The sequence below is a fragment of the Mycobacterium sp. 5-140-3-2 genome (assembly GCF_035666375.1).
In the GTDB taxonomy this organism is placed as follows: domain Bacteria; phylum Actinomycetota; class Actinomycetes; order Mycobacteriales; family Mycobacteriaceae; genus Mycobacterium; species Mycobacterium intracellulare.
In genome coordinates this window covers 3,696,337-3,713,509 of the sequence record NZ_CP142025.1, presented here as the reverse complement: position 1 = coordinate 3,713,509, position 17,173 = coordinate 3,696,337, and the positions used below count along the sequence as shown (strand labels likewise).

The window sequence follows — 17,173 nt, the reverse complement described above, 5'->3', positions numbered from 1 at the left end:
TTCAGCTTGCCACGCCACGGTGCGCGGCGGTGTTTTGCGAGTACGGTCTGAAGATGTGACCGCACAAAACTCGAAAACCGTTGCCGGGGCGTCGGGAACGTTCACCCTCGGCGGAGATCTGACCATCAACCGACTCGGCTTCGGGGCGATGCGCCTTACCGCGAAGGGCGTGTGGGGCCCGCCCGACGACCACGACGAATGCGTCCGGGTGCTGCGCCGCGCCGTCGAGCTCGGGGTGAATTTCATCGACACCGCCGACTCCTACGGCCCGTACTTCTCCGAGGAGATCATCCACGAGGCGCTGCATCCCTACGACGGCCTGGTGATCGCGACCAAGGCGGGCCTGCTGCGCACCGGGCCGGACATCTGGATCCCGTTGGGCAACCCCAGTTATCTGCGGCAGGAATGCGAGCTGAGCCTGCGCCGGCTGGGCGTGGACACCATCGACCTGTTCCAGCTGCACCGCATCGACAAGAACTTCCCGCTCGAGGACCAGGTCGGCGAGCTGCTGACCCTGAAGAACGAGGGCAAGATCCGCCACATCGGCCTGTCCGAGATCAACGTCGACCAGCTCGGCGCGGCGCAAAAGATCACCGAGATCGTGTCGGTGCAGAACATGTACAACCTGTCGGCCCGTGACGCCGAGCCGCTGCTGGACGCGGTGACCGAACAGGGCATCGGTTTCATCCCCTGGTTCCCGCTGGCCGCCGGACCGCTGGCCGCCCCTGACGGACCGCTGCAGCGCATCGCCGCCGAGCACGACGCGACGCCGTCACAGCTGGCGCTGGCGTGGTTGCTGAAGCGGTCACCGGTGATGCTGCCGATTCCGGGGACGTCGAAGGTGGCGCACCTGGAGGAGAACGTCGCCGCGGCCCAGATCACGCTGTCGGACGACGAGTTCGAGACCCTGTCGGCCGCCGGGGCCCGGCAGACCGGGTAGCCACCACGCGAATGCGCGCGCCCGTCGGGCAATACGGTGTGGTGGTGGCCGAACATCAGCGACACCCCGGCGGGGGATTCAACCCGCCCGAACCCACCACCAAGGGCGGGCCCGACTACGGCAGGTTCATCGACGCCGTGCGCGCGTTGCAGGATCACGCCCGCGCCGCCGACGCCCCCGACGAGGTGATCACCGAGGCGGCCGACCTGCTGGAGAAGGTGTCGGCGTTGCTGGCGCCGTACGACGCCGACGAGTGGGCCTCCCCGTCGGGCCGCCGGATGGACCTGCCGATGCGCGGCAACATCCTGACGATCCCCATGGCGGCCCGCAAAGGCGCAGACGGCCGCGTCCATGGCGAGGCCCGCTTCGCCCGGTTCCATCTCGGCCGTAACGGCGCCGTGCACGGCGGCGCGCTGGGGATGCTGTTCGATTCCATTCTGGGGCTGAGCGCCGCGGTGCTCACCGGCAACCCGCGGCAGCGCACCGCCTACCTCAAGATCGACTACCGCCACATCGTGCCGGTGGAGAAGGAACTACAGTTCGACGCCGGCGTCGACCGGGTGGACGGGCGCAAGATCTTCGTCTCGGGCCGGTTGACCGACGGCGATCGCCTGCTCACCGAAGCCGACGCGCTGTTCGTGCGGCTCAAACCCGGCCAGCCCTGAGAGTCGTTCGCCCGCAAGGGGTTTCATGGAGCGTCGTCGCAACAGGGTAGGCCGCACCAAACAGGTTGAAAATCAAGTCCTTTGCGTGCGCCGGCGGGCCCGGCGCGTCCGCATCGGCAGCGTGCTCTCTTCGTGGTCGAGTTCGCGTTCAATCGCGCGCAGGCTCTGGTCGGGCAGCATGCCCGCGTCCCGCCAGCGCACCAGCTCGTCGCGCTGGGCGTCGATGGCGATGCGGCGGATGGCGACCGCGGCCTCGTAGCGGGGAGCGGCGGGCGCCTCGGCGGCGTCCGACAACAGGTTGAGCCGGTGCTGATACCGCTCGAGCCGTGCCGACAACTGTTGGCGCACACCGTCGATCACCCGAGGGTCCACGTCCACGTCGTCCTGTTGGTCCAGCGAGTCGAGCCTGTCCAGCGCGGCCTGCACGGCGGCGGCGCGAGCCCGGTTGCGCAGCCGCAGTTCGTCGGTGGCATCCGCGCGCAGGCCCAGGGCGCGCACCAGCGGGCCGAACGTGATGCCCTGTCCTATCAGCGTCACCAGCACGACGACCAGGGTGCAGAACAGCAGCAGGTCCCGGTCGGGAAACGGCGCGCGGCTGTCGGTCACGAACGGAACCGCGAAAATCGCCGCGAGACTGACCACCCCGCGGGTGCCGGCCCAGCTCAGCACCAAGACTTCACGGCCGCTGAGGCGCTCGGAGGTTCGGTTGCGCCGGCGCCCGGTGTCGGACTCGCCGGGTCCGTCGGGTCCGTCGGGTTCGTCGGCGTCGTTTGCGTCGTTTGCGTCGTCGGCGTCGGCGGCGTCGGCGGAACCCGAGACGTTGCCGAGCCGGGTGCGCAGCGGCCGGGGAAGCGACTGGGTGAGCAGCAACCACAGCGGCCGCACCACGAGAACCACGGCGACGGTGACGGAGACCGCCACGATGATCGTCGACAGGTCGTAGCCGCCCAAGTCGTCGAGGATGGCCGGCAGCTGATGGCCGATCAGCAAGAACACCAGGCCCTCGAGTAGAAAGTTGACCAGCCGCCAGACGGCCCGCGTCTGCAATCGGCTCGCCCCCGATTCGAGCCGGGGCGAGTCGTGGCCGACGATCAACCCGCACACCACGACCGCCAGGACACCGGAGGCGGACAGCTCCTCGGCCACCAGGTAGGTCACGAACGGGGTGGCGAGCGAGATCGCGTTGGCCGTCAGCACGTCGTGCCTCCACCGGCGCAGCAGCCGCCGGAAGTAGGCGAACACCATTCCCACCGCCAGGCCGCCCAGGGCCGCCAGCGCGAACTCCCGGATCGCCGACGGCACGGAGAACGCGGCGCCGCGCGCCACCGTGATGGCCACCGACAGCGTGGTCAGGGCGGTCGCGTCGTTGAGCAGCCCCTCGCCCTCGATCAGGGTGACGATGTTGAGCGGGAGGCCTTCCTTGCGGGCCACGGCCAGCGCGGCCACCGGGTCGGTCGGCGCGACCGCGGCGCCCAGCACCATGCCCACCGCGAGCGTCGCACCGCTGACGAGCAGCCCGAACGCGATGCCGACCGACGCCGCGGTCAACAGGACGAGGACCACCGACAGGCTGATGACCGTGCGCAGATTGCGGCGGATACCGACCAGCGACGACTCCAGCGCCGCGTTGAAGAGCAGCGGCGGCAGGATGCAGGTCATCACGACGTCGGGCTCGAGGCTGATATTCGGCCCCGGCACCAGCGCATAGCCGATGCCGACGAGAACCAGCAGCGGCGCGCTGGGCAGCCCGGTGCGCTCGCTGATCCAGTTGACCAGCACGATGACCGCGACGGCGCCGAGCAGCAGCGTCAAACCGGTCTGCGCCCCCATCGGGTCCATCTTGCCGGACTTGTGGGCGGCTGCTCGACGGCCCTGCTCGGCGCCGAACCGCCCCGATAGCATGGTCGTCGACCCATCGAGCCTTGGAGACCGCCACAATGACCGTCCCCGCACACGCCGCCTCGGGAGCCGACGGCGGCGACCCGCAAGCCCCGATCCGGGTGCCTGCCGGGACCACCGCGGCCGCCGCGGTGCGGGATGCGGGGCTGCCGGGCCGCGGGGCGCCCGACGGCGTCGTGGTGGTGCGCGACGCGGAGGGGAAGCTGCGCGACCTCAGCTGGGCGCCCGCCGCCGACGCCGAGGTGATCCCGGTGGCGGCCAACACCGACGACGGCCGCAGCGTGATCCGGCACTCGGCCGCGCACGTGTTGGCCCAGGCCGTCCAGGAGCTGTTCCCGCAAGCCAAGCTGGGCATTGGCCCGCCGATCGCCGACGGCTTCTACTACGACTTCGACGTACCGGAGCCGTTCACGCCCGAGGATCTGGCGGCGCTGGAGAAGCGGATGCGCCAGATCGTCAAAGAGGGCCAGCTGTTCGAGCGCCGGGTCTACGAGTCCAAGGACCAGGCGCGCGCCGAGCTGGCGGGGGAGCCCTACAAGCTCGAACTCGTCGACGACAAGTCCGGTGATCCTTCGGTGATGGAGGTCGGGGGCGATGAGCTCACGGCCTACGACAACCTCAATCCCCGTACCCGCGAACGGGTTTGGGGCGACCTGTGCCGGGGACCGCACATCCCGACCACCAGGCACATCCCCGCGTTCAAGCTGACCCGCAGCTCGGCGGCCTACTGGCGCGGCGACCAGAACAACGCCAGCCTGCAACGGATCTACGGCACGGCCTGGGAGTCGCAGGAAGCGCTGGAGCGCCACCTGACGCTGATCGAGGAGGCCCAGCGCCGCGATCACCGCAAGCTGGGCACCGAGCTCGACCTGTTCAGCTTTCCCGACGAAATCGGTTCCGGCTTGGCCGTTTTCCATCCCAAGGGCGGCATCGTGCGCCGGGAGCTGGAAGAGTACTCGCGGCGCAAGCACATCGCCGCCGGCTACGAGTTCGTCAACACCCCGCACATCACCAAGGCGGACCTGTTCCACACGTCTGGCCATCTGGACTGGTACGCCGAAGGCATGTACCCGCCGATGCATCTCGACGCCGAATACGACGACGACGGGACCGTGCGCAAGCCGGGGCAGGACTATTACCTCAAGCCGATGAACTGCCCGATGCACACGTTGATCTTCCGGTCGCGCGGGCGCTCGTATCGCGAACTTCCCTTGCGGCTCTTCGAATTCGGCACCGTTTACCGCTACGAGAAGTCCGGCGTGGTGCACGGGTTGACCCGGGCGCGCGGTTTCACCATGGACGACGCGCACATCTTCTGTGCCCGCGAGCAGCTGCACGCCGAGCTGGCGTCGCTCCTGCGGTTCATCCTCGAGCTGCTCGGCGATTACGGGCTGGAGGACTTTTATCTGGAGCTGTCCACCAAGGACCCGGAGAAGTTCGTGGGCTCCGATGCCATGTGGGAGGAATCCACCAAAGCCCTGGCCGATGTGGCCGCCGAATCCGGCCTGCAGCTGGTGCCGGATCCGGGCGGCGCGGCGTTCTACGGACCCAAGATCTCCGTGCAGGCCCGCGACGCCCTGGGGCGCAGTTGGCAGATGTCGACCATCCAGGTGGACTTCAACTTCCCGGAGCGGTTCGAGCTGGAGTACACCGCCGCCGACGGCAGCCGGCAGCGGCCGGTGATGATCCACCGCGCGCTGTTCGGGTCCATCGAGCGGTTCTTCGGCATCCTGACCGAGCACTACGCCGGCGCCTTCCCGGCGTGGCTGGCGCCGGTGCAGGTGGTCGGCATCCCGGTGGCCGACGACCACGTCGACTATCTGAACGACGTTGCGGCGCAACTGCGTTCGCACGGGGTTCGGGTCGACGTCGACGCCAGCGACGACCGGATGGCCAAGAAGATCGTCAACCACACCAACCAGCGGGTGCCGTTCATGTTGCTCGCCGGCGACCGTGACGTTGCGGCGGGCGCGGTCAGTTTCCGCTTCGGTGACCGCACCCAGATCAACGGCGTGCCCCGCGACGGCGCGGTCGACGCCATCGTGAAGTGGATCGCCGATCGCGAGAATGCCGCTCCCACCGCCGAACTCGTGAAGGTGGCGGCCGGTGAGTGAGCGCGAACGCGCCGAGCCGCGCACCGACGACACCATCCTCGACCGGGGCGTCGGCGAGGAAGATCATCTGCAGCGGTTGTGGACGCCGTACCGGATGACCTATCTGGCCGAGGCGCCGATGAAGCGCGACAACGGCAAAACCGAGCAGCCGTTCACCGACATCCCGCAGCTGACCGACGAAGACGGCCTAGTCGTCGCGCGCGGTGAACTCGTCTACGCCGTGCTCAACCTCTACCCGTACAACCCCGGGCACCTGATGGTGGTGCCCTACCGGCGCGTCTCGGAGCTGGAGGACCTCACCGATCCGGAGAGCGCGGAGCTGATGTCCTTCATCCAGAAGGCGATTCGCGTCATCAAGAACGTGTCGCGGCCGCATGGTTTCAACGTCGGCCTCAACCTGGGGACCTCGGCCGGCGGGTCGCTGGCCGAGCACCTGCACGTGCACGTCGTCCCGCGCTGGGGCGGCGACGCCAACTTCATCACCATCATCGGCGGGTCGAAGGTGATCCCGCAGTTGCTGCGCGAAACCCGCCAGTTGCTGGCGACGGAGTGGACGAAGCAGCGATGAGCGCAACGCGATCATGAGTAAGGTGCCGTTCCTGTCCCGGGCGGCGTTCGCGCGGCTGACCACTCCGACCGCGAAAGCGTGCCTGCGGTTGGGTTTGACCCCCGACGTCGTCACGATCCTGGGCACCGTCGTGGCCGTGGCGGGGGCGCTGATCTTCTTCCCGATTGGCAAGCTGTTCATCGGCACGCTGGTGGTCTGGTTCTTCGTCCTCTTCGACATGCTCGACGGGGCGATGGCGCGGGAACAAGGCGGCGGCACCCGGTTCGGCGCGGTGCTGGACGCCACCTGTGACCGCGTCAGCGACGGTGCGGTGTTCTGCGGGCTGCTGTGGTGGATCGCCTTCGGACTGCACGACAAGCTGCTGGCGGCGGCCACCCTGATCTGCCTGGTCACCTCGCAGGTGATCTCCTACATCAAGGCCCGGGCCGAGGCCAGCGGCCTGCGCGGCGACGGCGGCATCATCGAACGGCCCGAGCGGCTGATCATCGTGCTGGTCGGCGCCGGCATCTCGGACTTTCCGTTCGTCGCGTGGCCGCCCGCGTTGCCGGTGGCGATGTGGCTGTTGGCGGCGGCCAGCCTGGTCACCTGCGCGCAGCGGTTGCGCACGGTGCGCACCTCGCCGGGTGCGACCGACCGCGGATCGGTCGCGCCGTGATTCCCACTCCGCCGGGCATGAACGCGATCACGGCACCGAGCCGCCTGGCGAGCCGCGTCGCGGGCCGGTTGAGCGGCGTCGGGGCCGACTGGGCGTACGCGTCAGGCTGGTTGGCCGTGCGGGCGATGCCGGAGTTCGCCGCGCGCAACGCATTTGGCGCCGCGGCGCGCTACGCGGCCCGCGGCGGCGGCCCAGATCAGTTGCGCAAGAACCTGGCCCGCGTCTTGCGGGTGCCGCCCTCAGACGTTCCGGATTCACTGATGCGGGCGTCCGTGGCCTCCTACGCCCGTTATTGGCGCGAGGCGTTCCGCCTGCCGGGCATGGACCTCGCCGCGGTCGGCCGCCAGCTGCACGACTCTGTTCAGGGCCGCGACCATATCGAAGCGGCACTGTCCGGCGGCCGCGGCGCAGTGATCGCGTTGCCGCACAGCGGCAATTGGGACATGGCAGGGGTGTGGCTGGCGCAGACACACGGCACCTTCACCACCGTCGCGGAGCGACTCAAACCCGAGTCGCTCTACCGGCGGTTCATCGCCTACCGCGAAGGCCTCGGCTTCGAGGTGCTGCCCTTGTCCGGGGGCGAGCGGCCACCCTTCGACGTGTTGTGCGACCGGCTGCGGGACAACCGGGTGGTGTGCCTGATGGCCGAGCGCGACCTCACCCGCACCGGCGTGCAGGTCGACTTCTTCGGCGAACCCACCCGGATGCCGGCCGGGCCGGCGAAGCTCGCGATCGCGACGGGGGCGGCCCTGCTAGCGGCCCACTGCTGGTTCGAGGGCCAGGGCTGGGGCGTCGCCATCCACCCGGCGCTGGACTGCACCGGCGGCGACGTCGGCGCGATCACCCAGCTGTTGGCCGATCACTTCGAGAAGAACATTGCCGCCCGCCCCGAGGATTGGCACATGATGCAGCCGCAGTGGCTGGCCGACCTCTCCGAGAACAAGCAGGCCCGGCTAAGGGACGCCTGATGCGCATCGGGATGATCTGTCCCTACTCGTTCGACGTTCCGGGCGGGGTGCAGTCGCACGTCCTGCAGCTTGCCGAGGTGGTGCGGGCCCGCGGGCATGACGTCAGCGTGCTCGCGCCGGCCTCGCCGCACGCCGTGTTGCCCGACTACGTCGTCTCGGCGGGCAAGGCCGTCCCGATTCCCTACAACGGGTCGGTGGCCCGGCTGCGGTTCGGCCCGGCCACCCACCGCAGGGTCAAAAAGTGGCTCGCCGAAGGCGATTTCGACGTGCTGCACCTGCACGAGCCCAACGCGCCGAGCCTGTCCATGCTGGCCCTCAACATCGCCGAGGGTCCGATCGTGGCGACGTTTCACACGTCGACCACCAAATCGCTGACGCTGACGGTCTTTCAGGGCATCCTGCGCCCGATGCACGAAAAGATCGTCGGCCGGATCGCGGTCTCCGACCTGGCGCGGCGCTGGCAGATGGAGGCGCTGGGAACCGACGCGGTGGAGATCCCCAACGGCGTCGACGTCGGCTCGTTCGCCACCGCGCCGCTGCTGGACGGTTACCCGCGGCCCGGCAAGACGGTGCTGTTCCTCGGGCGCTACGACGAGCCGCGCAAGGGCGTGGGGGTGTTGCTCGACGCGCTGCCGCGGCTGGTTGAGCGGTTCGCGGACGTGCAGCTGCTCATCGTCGGACGCGGTGACGAAGACGAATTACGCGCGCAGGCAGGCGAATTCGTGAACAACATTCGCTTCCTCGGCCAGGTCGACGATGCCGGCAAGGCGTCGGCCATGCGCAGCGCCGACGTCTACTGCGCACCCAACCTCGGCGGGGAAAGCTTCGGCATCGTCTTGGTCGAGGCCATGGCCGCCGGGACTCCGGTGGTGGCCAGCGACCTCGACGCCTTCCGGCGCGTGCTGGCCGGCGGGGACGTGGGCCGCCTGGTGCCCGTCGGCGACGGCGCCGCGCTCGCCGATGCGCTGGTCGCGGTGCTGGAGGATGATGGGCTGGCCGAACGCTACGTGGCGGCCGGTTCGGCCGCCGTCCAGCGCTACGACTGGTCGGTGGTGGCCAGCCAGATCCTGAGGGTTTACGAGACGGTCGCCGCGACAGGCGCCAAGGTTGAGGTGGCCGGTTGATGACATGGCTGATCGTCGCCATCGCGGTGTTGGTCGCGGTGCTGGGCGTCTTCGGCGCCTGGGCGTACCGGACGGCCAACCGGCTGGACCGGTTGCACGTCCGCTACGACCTGTCGTGGCAGGCGCTCGACGGCGCGCTGGCGCGCCGCGCGGTGGTGGCGCGCGCCGTGGCAATCGACGCCTACGGCGGCGCATCCGAGGGCCGGCGGTTGGCGGCGCTGGCCGACGCCGCCGAGGGCGCGCCCCGGCCCGCGCGGGAGACGTGCGAAAACGAGCTGTCGGCCGCGCTGGCCGCCGTCAACCCGGCGTCCCTGCCGGCCGGGTTGATCGCCGAGCTGGCCGACGCCGAGGCCCGGGTGCTGCTGGCCCGCCGCTTCCACAACGACGCGGTGCGCGACACGCTGGCGCTGGCCGAGCGGCCCCTGGTGCGGCTGTTCCACCTGGGCGGGACCGCCGGGCTGCCCAGCTATTTCGAGATCGTGGAGCGGCCGCACGCGTTGGCCCACGGCGATCACGGCGTGCTCAACCACCGCACCTCGGCCCGCGTCGTGCTGCTCGACGAGAGCGGGGCGGTGCTGCTGCTGCGCGGGTCGGATCCGGCGCTGGGCGAGCCCGCCCCGAAGTGGTGGTTCACCGTGGGAGGCGAAGTGCAGCAGGGGGAGCGGCTGGCCGAGGCGGCCGCGCGAGAGCTCGCCGAAGAAACCGGCCTGCGGGTCGCGCCCGCCGACATGGTCGGGCCCGTGTGGCGGCGCGACCAGGTCTTCGAGTTCAACGGCTCGCTGATCGACAGCGAGGAGTTCTACTTCGTCTACCGCACCCGCCGGTTCGAGCCGTCGCGCACGGGCCGCACCGAACTGGAACGCAGCTACATCCACGGCCACCGCTGGTGTGATGCTGCCGACATCGCCCAGCTCGTCGCCGCGGGGGAGACGGTGTACCCCATGCAACTATCCGGACTGCTCACCGACGCGGCCGCGCTCGCCGGCGGCCGCGCCCCCGGCCCGCTGCTGTCGATCCGCTGACTCCGTCGGTCAACGCGGGCCAAAGCGCCTCATTAGACTGGGTCGACAACGGTTGAAGGAGATCAAGCAGTGACTAGCGCCCACCCACCGGACGGCAACGGGCGAACCGGAACCGCACGCGTCAAGCGCGGCATGGCCGAGATGCTCAAGGGCGGCGTCATCATGGACGTCGTCACCCCCGAGCAGGCCAAGATCGCCGAGGGCGCCGGCGCCGTCGCCGTGATGGCGCTGGAGCGAGTGCCCGCCGACATCCGCGCCCAGGGCGGGGTGTCGCGGATGAGCGACCCGGACATGATCGAGGGCATCATCTCGGCGGTGACCATCCCGGTCATGGCCAAGGCGCGCATCGGGCACTTCGTCGAGGCGCAGATCCTGCAGAGCCTCGGGGTGGATTACGTAGACGAGTCGGAGGTGCTCACCCCCGCCGACTACACCCACCACATCGACAAGTGGAAGTTCACCGTGCCGTTCGTGTGCGGCGCCACCAACCTCGGCGAGGCTTTGCGACGGATCAACGAGGGCGCGGCCATGATCCGCTCCAAGGGCGAGGCCGGCACCGGGGACGTCTCCAACGCGACCACGCACATGCGGGCGATCGGCGGCGAGATCCGCCGCCTGACGTCGCTGTCCGAAGACGAATTGTACGTTGCCGCAAAGGAATTGCAGGCGCCCTACGAACTCGTCGTCGAGGTGGCCCGGGCGGGCAAGCTGCCGGTCACCATGTTCACGGCCGGCGGCATCGCCACCCCCGCCGACGCGGCGATGATGATGCAGCTCGGCGCCGAGGGCGTCTTCGTGGGCTCGGGCATCTTCAAGTCCGGCGACCCCGCCCAGCGCGCGGCGGCCATCGTCAAGGCCACCACCTTCTACGACGATCCCGACGTGCTGGCCAAGGTCTCGCGTGGGCTGGGGGAGGCGATGGTCGGCATCAACGTCGAGCAGATCGCGCAGCCCCATCGGCTGGCCGAACGCGGCTGGTAAGCCGAGGGCTATTGGTGGCGATCGAAGAGATCCTTGATCTCGAGCAGCTCGAGGTCAACATCTACCGGGGCAGCATCTTCAGCCCGGAATCGGGATTCCTGCAGCGCACCTTCGGCGGTCATGTCGCCGGGCAGTCGCTGGTGTCGGCGGTGCGCACCGTCGACCCGCGCTACCAGGTCCACTCGTTGCACGGCTACTTTTTGCGGCCCGGGGACGCCAAGGAGCGCACGGTGTTCATCGTGGAGCGCACCCGCGACGGCGGCTCGTTCGCGACCCGGCGCGTCAACGCCATTCAGCACGGCGAGATCATCTTCAGCATGGGCGCGTCCTTCCAGACCGACCAGGAAGGCATCCACCACCAGGACCCCATGCCGCCCGCGCCGCCGCCGGACGGCCTGCCGGGGCTGGACTCGGTCAAGGTGTTCGACGACGCCGGGTTCAAGCAGTTCGCGGAGTGGGACGTGTGCATCGTGCCGCGCGAGCGCCTGCAGCTCACGCCGGGAAAGGCCGCCCAGCAGCAGGTCTGGTTCCGCCACCGTGACCCGCTGCCCGACGACCCGGTGCTGCACATCTGTGCGCTGGCCTACATGAGCGACCTGACGCTGCTGGGGTCGGCGCAGGTCACCCACCTCGATGTGCGCGAGCACCTGCAGGTGGCGTCGCTGGACCACGCGATGTGGTTCATGCGGGCGTTCCGGGCCGACGAGTGGCTGCTGTACGACCAGTCCTCCCCGTCGGCCAACGGCGGCCGCGCGCTGTGCCAGGGCAAGATCTTCACCCAATCCGGCGAGATGGTCGCGGCGGTCATGCAGGAGGGGCTGACCCGCTTCAAGCGGGGATATCACCAGTGAGCGCCCCCCGGATCGGGGTCCTCGCGCTGCAGGGCGATACCCGCGAGCACCTGGCGGCCCTGCGCGAAGCCGGGGCCGAGTCGATGCCTGTGCGCCGGCGCGGTGAGCTGGAGGCGGTCGACGGGCTGGTCATCCCCGGTGGGGAATCGACGACCATGAGCCACCTGCTGGGAGACCTCGGCCTGCTTGAGCCGTTGCGCGGGCTGCTGGCCGACGGGCTGCCCGCCTACGGCGCGTGCGCCGGGATGATCCTGCTGGCCAGCGAGATTCTCGACGCCGGGGCGGGCGGGAGGGAGGCGCTGCCCCTGCGCGCGATCGATATGACCGTGCGGCGCAACGCCTTTGGACGACAGGTTGACTCGTTCGAAGGGGACATCGACTTCGCGGGCCTCGACGATCCGGTGCGGGCGGTGTTCATCCGCGCGCCGTGGGTCGAGCGGGTCGGTGACGGCGTGGAGGTGCTGGCCAGCGCCGCCGGTCACGTCGTCGCGGTGCGCCAGGGCCGCAAGCTGGCGACGGCGTTTCACCCCGAGGTGACCGGCGATCGGCGGATCCACCACATGTTCGTCGACATGGTGACCGGCTGACGGCCGAGGCTGTCAGGGCGTTCGGTGTGCAGTCCGGGTTTTCAGTGTGCGTCCAGGGCGGCGCTCCCCGGGCGGGTCGCCGCCGCCAGCGCACACTCAACGCCGTCACCGCACAGCCAAAGCCCTCAGGCGCATGCTCTCGCCGGAAGTCGCGACTGCGGGAACCCTGCGACCGGAGTGAAGCGCCCGGTAGTCGGCCGCAGACGTCCACGTAGACTCGACTGGCGAACTTTCCAGACATAGAAGAGGTAAGAGACACCGATGAGCGGCCATTCCAAGTGGGCCACCACCAAGCACCAAAAGGCCGTCAAAGACGCGCGCCGCGGCAAGGAATTCGCCCGGCTGATCAAGAACATCGAGGTCGCCGCCCGCACCGGCGGCGGTGACCCCGCCGGCAACCCGACGCTGTATGACGCCATCCAGAAGGCGAAGAAGACCTCGGTGCCCAACGACAACATCGAGCGGGCCCGCAAGCGCGGCGCGGGCGAGGAAGCCGGTGGCGCCGACTACCAGACGATCATGTACGAGGGCTACGGGCCCAACGGCGTCGCGGTCCTGATCGAATGCCTGACCGACAACCGCAACCGGGCGGCGGGCGAGGTCCGGGTGGCCGTCACCCGCAACGGCGGCAACATGGCCGACCCCGGGTCGGTGTCCTACCTGTTCACCCGCAAGGGCGTCGTCACGCTGGAGAAGAACGGCCTGACCGAGGACGACGTGCTGACGGCGGTGCTCGACGCCGGCGCCGAGGATGTCAACGACCTCGGCGAGAGCTTCGAGATCATCTCCGAGCCGACCGACCTGGTCGCGGTGCGCACCGCGCTGCAGGACGCCGGCATCGACTACGAGTCCGCCGAGGCGAGCTTCCAGCCGTCGGTCAGCGTGCCGGTCGACGTCGAGGGCGCGCGCAAGGTGTTCAAGCTGGTCGACGCGCTGGAGGACAGCGACGACGTGCAGAACGTGTGGACCAACGTGGACCTGTCCGACGAGGTGCTCGCCGCCCTCGAGCAGGAGTAATTCGCCTCCTTCGCCTCGCCGAGCGTGCACTCAGGGCGAGATTTCGGCCGATTTTTCGCCCTCACTGCACGCTCGGCGCAAGGGATTACGCAACGGATCTAGTCATACCCGTGCCGCATGTCCTCGACGATGCGCGGATTGTCCAGCGTCGACGGCTCCACGGGCCGCGGCGCGACGTCGCCGGAGAACACGCACGCGGCCTGAAGCACCTGCTGGTTGAGGAAACGCAGCGGGGGAGCGTCGGGCGGCACCGTCGGCGTGGGCGCGGTATCGGCGCGCTGCGCCAGGGCGAATCCCCAATCGCCGAACGTCGGCACGTGCACGTGATACGGCGTGACCGCGTAGCCCGCCGCCCGGATCGTCGACACCGTGCGCCAGTAGGCCGTCGGCGTGGAAAAGGGGCTGCCCGCCTGCACCGCCATCAGCCCGCCGGGCGCCAGCGCCCGCGCGGCCAGCGCGTAGAACTCGGCCGAATACAGCCGGCCCAGCACGGGTGTGTCGGGATCGGGAAGGTCGACGATGATCGCGTCGAACCGGTCGAGGTCGGGTCCGCGCAACCAGTTCATCGCGTCCTGCGTCACCACGGCCACCCGCGGGTTGTCCAACGAACCGCCGTTGGCGCCACGCAGCGTGGTGCGCGCGATGTCGATCACCGCGGGGTCGAGCTCGACCTGCACGATCTTGGAAACGCCTGGCAGGCGCAGCAACTCGCGGGCCACCAGGCCGTCGCCCCCGCCGAGCACCAGCACCGAACGCGCGCCCTTGCCGACGGCGGGGTACACCAGGCTTTCGGTGTAGCGGTATTCGTCCCGGGTGGAGAATTGCAGCCCGCCGTCGAGGTACAGGCGGGTGTCGTTGCCGCGGCGGGTCACCACGATCTCCTGGTAGGGCGTGTGCCGGTAGGCGACGATCGGGTCGGCGTAAAGCCGTTGCCGGCTTGTGGTTTCGACGTCGGCCGAACGCAGCAGCAGGGTGGCCAGCAGCCCCAGCGCGGCGGCCAGCGCGCACAGCGCCAGCAGCAGCTGGCGCGTCGAAACCACGCGGCGCAGCAGGAAAAGCGCGACGACGGCCGCCGCCGCCAGGTTGATAATGCCGGTGGCCGCCGCGCCGCGGATCATCCCCAGCTGCGGCAGCAGCAGGAACGGCCAGACCAGCCCGCCCAGCAGCGCGCCGAGGTAGTCGGCGGCGTTGAGGTTGGCGAGCGTGCGCCCGGCGTCGGCGGCACCGGTCACCCGCCCGCTCTGCAGCAGCGTCATCAACAGCGGCACCTCGGCACCGACCAGGCCGCCGATCAGGGCCGTGCTCACCGCCAGCACCCACGTCGACCCGACGGAGCCGTCCAGGAACGCGAACACCATGTACAGCGCCGCCGCGGACAGCCCGCCGATGACGCCGAGCAGCGCCTCCACGGCGATGAAGATGATCGCCGCGTGCGCCAGCAGGGGTTTGACCAGCAGCGCGCCCACGCCCAGCGCGGCGATGTAGCCCGCCACGATCAGCGAGGTGGCGACGATGCCGCCGCCGTCGAGGCTGGCCGACAGCGTCAGCAGCGCGAGTTCGTAGATGATGCCGCAGGCCGCGCACGCCGCCACGGCGGCCAACAGCAGCGCCCGCCACCGCCCCGACGCTGCCGCGGACGGCGCCGCCGGGGCCGTGGCCACGTCGACGGAGCTCATGACACCGCCGCGGCGGTCACCCCTCCCACGGCGAGCAGTATCAGCGCCACCGCGAACGAGCCGGGATGCAGCACCTGCTCGTCGATGTGCTCGTGGAAACTCCCCGGGATCAGCAGATGCATTGTGAGCAGCGCTATCCCGAGCAAAATCACCCCCATCAATCCGTACACCGCCACGCCGAGGAGCCCCTGGCCCAACTGGCTGTAGCTGTTGGCGATCGCGGTGATGATGACGACGGTCAGCGCGATGTACATCGCGCCCGCGACGATCACGGCGTTGGGGCGGCGGTCGATGAACACCAGGTGGCGCAGCTTTCCCGGGGTCAGCACGTCGACCACGTAGAACCCGACGAGCAGGACGGCCATGCCGACGACGAAGTACAGGATCGTCGCGACCGCGCCCTTCAGGACGGGATTGATGTCGACGGTTCCGATCTCGACGGCGAGGTACATGGTTGTCTCCTTTGCGGTGGTGCCATCACTTGGTTCCGCCCGGGCCGCCGGGGCTGCCTCCGGAACCGCCCGACGGGGAGCCGGGGGTGAATCCGGGACCGAGGAAGATGAACGCGCCGTGGCTGTAGCCGGCGCTCAGCGACTCGACGCGGATGCTGCACGGGTAGGTCCCGTCGGGCCCGACGATCACGATGTTGTTGGCGTACCGCAGGTATTCGGTGTTGCCGTTGTCGGCGCGCGCCTCGGGGTGCGCGTACGCGGCGAGCGTGTCGGCCGCCTGCCGTGGCGACCCGCTGCACTGGTAGCGCCTGCCGTTCACGTCGTGGGCGTACTCGTGATAGTGGCCCGCCACGTACGACGCGATGTTCTTCTGCAACAGGATGATTCCGGTGATCAGGCACACCACCGCGCCGGCCGCCAGCAGGCCGGAGATCACGAACAGGCGGGTCCGGCTCACGGTTGCCACCGGCTCGCCGTGTGAACCACGGTCCCGCCGGAGCCCGCGGGACGCCCCGGGTACAGATGCCATGTCCGCCAACGCCATCCGGCGCCGTCGGGCTCGGCGGCCAGCACGGTCAGCGCGGCGTCGTCGCCCGGGAACGTGCCGCCGAGCCAGCCCGCCTGGCGGGCGCAGCGGCCGCGCAGGTCGTGCGCGAGGCGGCGGAAGTCCGCCTCGTCGCGGGCGCCGGTGCGCGATTGCAGGCGGTAGCCGGGCGCGTCGGTGCGCTCGGGCAGGTCGGCCCCGAGATTGCGTGCCGTGCAAGAGATTTCCTCGGAGAACCGGCCCGCGGCGTGCTCGACCGCGACGACGTGCGACGCGCCGAGCACCCCGAGCAGCAGCGCCCCGGCGCCGCAGGGATGGTCCAGCCGGCAGGTGGCCAGCGGCGCGGGGACCGGCGCGTTGAGCGCGAGCCCCAGCCGCTGCCCGGATACGTCCGCCGGGGTCACGGCGAGCTGATGAAGGGGCACCGGCCTGACCTCGCGCGCGCTAGGCGGGGCTGGGCGGGGGCGCCGCGTACACGGTGAGTTCGCCGGGCGACACGGCCTTGCCCGTCGACACCTCCCAGGGCATGTCCGGGGCCCAGCGCTCGAAGGAGAGCAGGATCGTCTCGTCCTCGTTGGTGCAGTCGACGAATTCCATCTCGCCGCCGGCCGGCAGCCCGGTGGTGCCTTCGGTCGTGTACGAGGCGCGGCCGCGTTCGGTCTCGTGAAACATCGCGCCGTCGACGACGTACGGGTCGCCGGGCCGCAGCGGGACGTCCTTGCGGGTGATCCACATCGCCAGTTCCAGCCGTCCGTCGTCCTCCTCGACGCTGAACCAGATCGGCTGGTCGCCGCCCTCGAGCAGGTGTTCCCACCAGACGAACGGTCCCTCGCGGAAGGTGACCGACCCGCGCACGATGTAGTCGGTGCCGCCGTAGCTGACGATGGCGCCGGGGCCCAGTTGGCGCGGCCCGAACTGCGGCATCGCGTCCGACGCGAGCGGATCCGGCCGCCCGGCGCGCTCGGCCGGCCGCTTGGGGCGGCGCAAAGCGATGACGAGCACCACGATGGACGCGATGAACAGCACGATGGCGAGCACGACCAGCAGAGATCCCACGCGCACCCTCCGTTGCCACGATGCTTGAGCGAACGTGGGCTAAAGCTAACAGCT

At 69.9% G+C, this 17,173-nt stretch carries 18 protein-coding genes; 12 read left to right on the top strand and 6 right to left on the bottom strand.

Annotated elements, in window-relative coordinates; all coding sequences use genetic code 11:
• The first annotated feature begins 55 nt into the window (after positions 1–55).
• Both P6281_RS16940 and P6281_RS16935 read left to right on the top strand, forming a co-directional pair.
• Complete coding sequence (locus P6281_RS16940; protein ID WP_324738448.1) at positions 56–940, top strand: aldo/keto reductase; 885 nt, start codon at positions 56–58, stop codon at positions 938–940.
• A gap of 11 nt (positions 941–951) precedes the next feature.
• On the top strand, positions 952–1,605 hold the full coding sequence (locus P6281_RS16935) for a PaaI family thioesterase (RefSeq protein WP_014385319.1): 654 nt from the start codon (positions 952–954) through the stop codon (positions 1,603–1,605).
• A 72-nt stretch (positions 1,606–1,677) separates the two neighbouring features.
• Here the strand turns inward: P6281_RS16935 and P6281_RS16930 are convergent, their stop codons facing one another.
• On the bottom strand, positions 1,678–3,444 hold the full coding sequence (locus P6281_RS16930) for a cation:proton antiporter (RefSeq protein WP_192579495.1): 1,767 nt from the start codon (positions 3,442–3,444) through the stop codon (positions 1,678–1,680).
• A 98-nt stretch (positions 3,445–3,542) separates the two neighbouring features.
• On the opposite strand from P6281_RS16930, the gene thrS reads away from it, so the two are divergent.
• From thrS to P6281_RS16880, 10 genes are all read left to right on the top strand, one after another.
• Complete coding sequence (thrS, locus tag P6281_RS16925; RefSeq protein WP_008258335.1) at positions 3,543–5,618, top strand: threonine--tRNA ligase; 2,076 nt, start codon at positions 3,543–3,545, stop codon at positions 5,616–5,618.
• Positions 5,611–6,186 carry an HIT family protein gene (locus P6281_RS16920; protein WP_008258334.1) on the top strand — a complete coding sequence of 192 codons (576 nt, stop codon included), beginning with the start codon at positions 5,611–5,613 and terminating at the stop codon, positions 6,184–6,186. The genes thrS and P6281_RS16920 overlap by 8 nt, the downstream gene beginning before the upstream one ends.
• 13 nt (positions 6,187–6,199) lie before the next feature.
• On the top strand, positions 6,200–6,841 hold the full coding sequence (gene pgsA / locus P6281_RS16915) for a phosphatidylinositol phosphate synthase (protein WP_008258333.1): 642 nt from the start codon (positions 6,200–6,202) through the stop codon (positions 6,839–6,841).
• A 17-nt stretch (positions 6,842–6,858) separates the two neighbouring features.
• Positions 6,859–7,809, top strand: coding sequence for a phosphatidylinositol mannoside acyltransferase (locus tag P6281_RS16910; RefSeq protein ID WP_008258332.1), 951 nt, complete (start codon positions 6,859–6,861; stop codon positions 7,807–7,809).
• Positions 7,809–8,933: a glycosyltransferase family 4 protein gene (locus P6281_RS16905; protein ID WP_008258331.1), complete on the top strand. Its 1,125-nt coding sequence runs from the start codon at positions 7,809–7,811 to the stop codon at positions 8,931–8,933. The genes P6281_RS16910 and P6281_RS16905 overlap by 1 nt, the downstream gene beginning before the upstream one ends.
• Positions 8,933–9,955 (top strand): NUDIX hydrolase, encoded by a 1,023-nt coding sequence (locus P6281_RS16900; RefSeq protein WP_008258330.1) that lies wholly within the window; start codon positions 8,933–8,935, stop codon positions 9,953–9,955. The genes P6281_RS16905 and P6281_RS16900 overlap by 1 nt, the downstream gene beginning before the upstream one ends.
• A gap of 69 nt (positions 9,956–10,024) precedes the next feature.
• On the top strand, positions 10,025–10,936 hold the full coding sequence (pdxS, locus tag P6281_RS16895; RefSeq protein ID WP_009955054.1) for a pyridoxal 5'-phosphate synthase lyase subunit PdxS: 912 nt from the start codon (positions 10,025–10,027) through the stop codon (positions 10,934–10,936).
• 14 nt (positions 10,937–10,950) lie between these two features.
• Positions 10,951–11,787, top strand: coding sequence for an acyl-CoA thioesterase II (gene tesB / locus P6281_RS16890; protein ID WP_014380522.1), 837 nt, complete (start codon positions 10,951–10,953; stop codon positions 11,785–11,787).
• On the top strand, positions 11,784–12,374 hold the full coding sequence (pdxT, locus tag P6281_RS16885; protein WP_009955058.1) for a pyridoxal 5'-phosphate synthase glutaminase subunit PdxT: 591 nt from the start codon (positions 11,784–11,786) through the stop codon (positions 12,372–12,374). Before tesB ends, pdxT begins: the two co-directional genes overlap by 4 nt.
• Before the next feature lie 261 nt (positions 12,375–12,635).
• A complete protein-coding gene (locus P6281_RS16880) occupies positions 12,636–13,391 on the top strand; it encodes a YebC/PmpR family DNA-binding transcriptional regulator (protein ID WP_009955059.1) in 756 nt (251 codons plus the stop codon).
• A gap of 98 nt (positions 13,392–13,489) precedes the next feature.
• Here the strand turns inward: P6281_RS16880 and P6281_RS16875 are convergent, their stop codons facing one another.
• From P6281_RS16875 to P6281_RS16855, 5 genes are read right to left on the bottom strand one after another with little or no spacing between them, the layout of a single operon-like run.
• A complete protein-coding gene (locus tag P6281_RS16875) occupies positions 13,490–15,067 on the bottom strand; it encodes a polyamine aminopropyltransferase (protein ID WP_324738447.1) in 1,578 nt (525 codons plus the stop codon).
• Positions 15,064–15,519 carry a DUF350 domain-containing protein gene (locus P6281_RS16870; protein WP_009955061.1) on the bottom strand — a complete coding sequence of 152 codons (456 nt, stop codon included), beginning with the start codon at positions 15,517–15,519 and terminating at the stop codon, positions 15,064–15,066. Before P6281_RS16870 ends, P6281_RS16875 begins: the two co-directional genes overlap by 4 nt.
• A gap of 25 nt (positions 15,520–15,544) precedes the next feature.
• Positions 15,545–15,976 (bottom strand): DUF4247 domain-containing protein, encoded by a 432-nt coding sequence (locus P6281_RS16865; RefSeq protein ID WP_009955062.1) that lies wholly within the window; start codon positions 15,974–15,976, stop codon positions 15,545–15,547.
• A complete protein-coding gene (locus P6281_RS16860; RefSeq protein WP_095795671.1) occupies positions 15,973–16,488 on the bottom strand; it encodes a DUF2617 family protein in 516 nt (171 codons plus the stop codon). Before P6281_RS16860 ends, P6281_RS16865 begins: the two co-directional genes overlap by 4 nt.
• Before the next feature lie 19 nt (positions 16,489–16,507).
• Positions 16,508–17,119, bottom strand: a complete 612-nt coding sequence (locus tag P6281_RS16855; RefSeq protein WP_202376575.1) for a DUF4178 domain-containing protein — start codon at positions 17,117–17,119, stop codon at positions 16,508–16,510.
• Between the last annotated feature and the right edge of the window lie 54 nt (positions 17,120–17,173).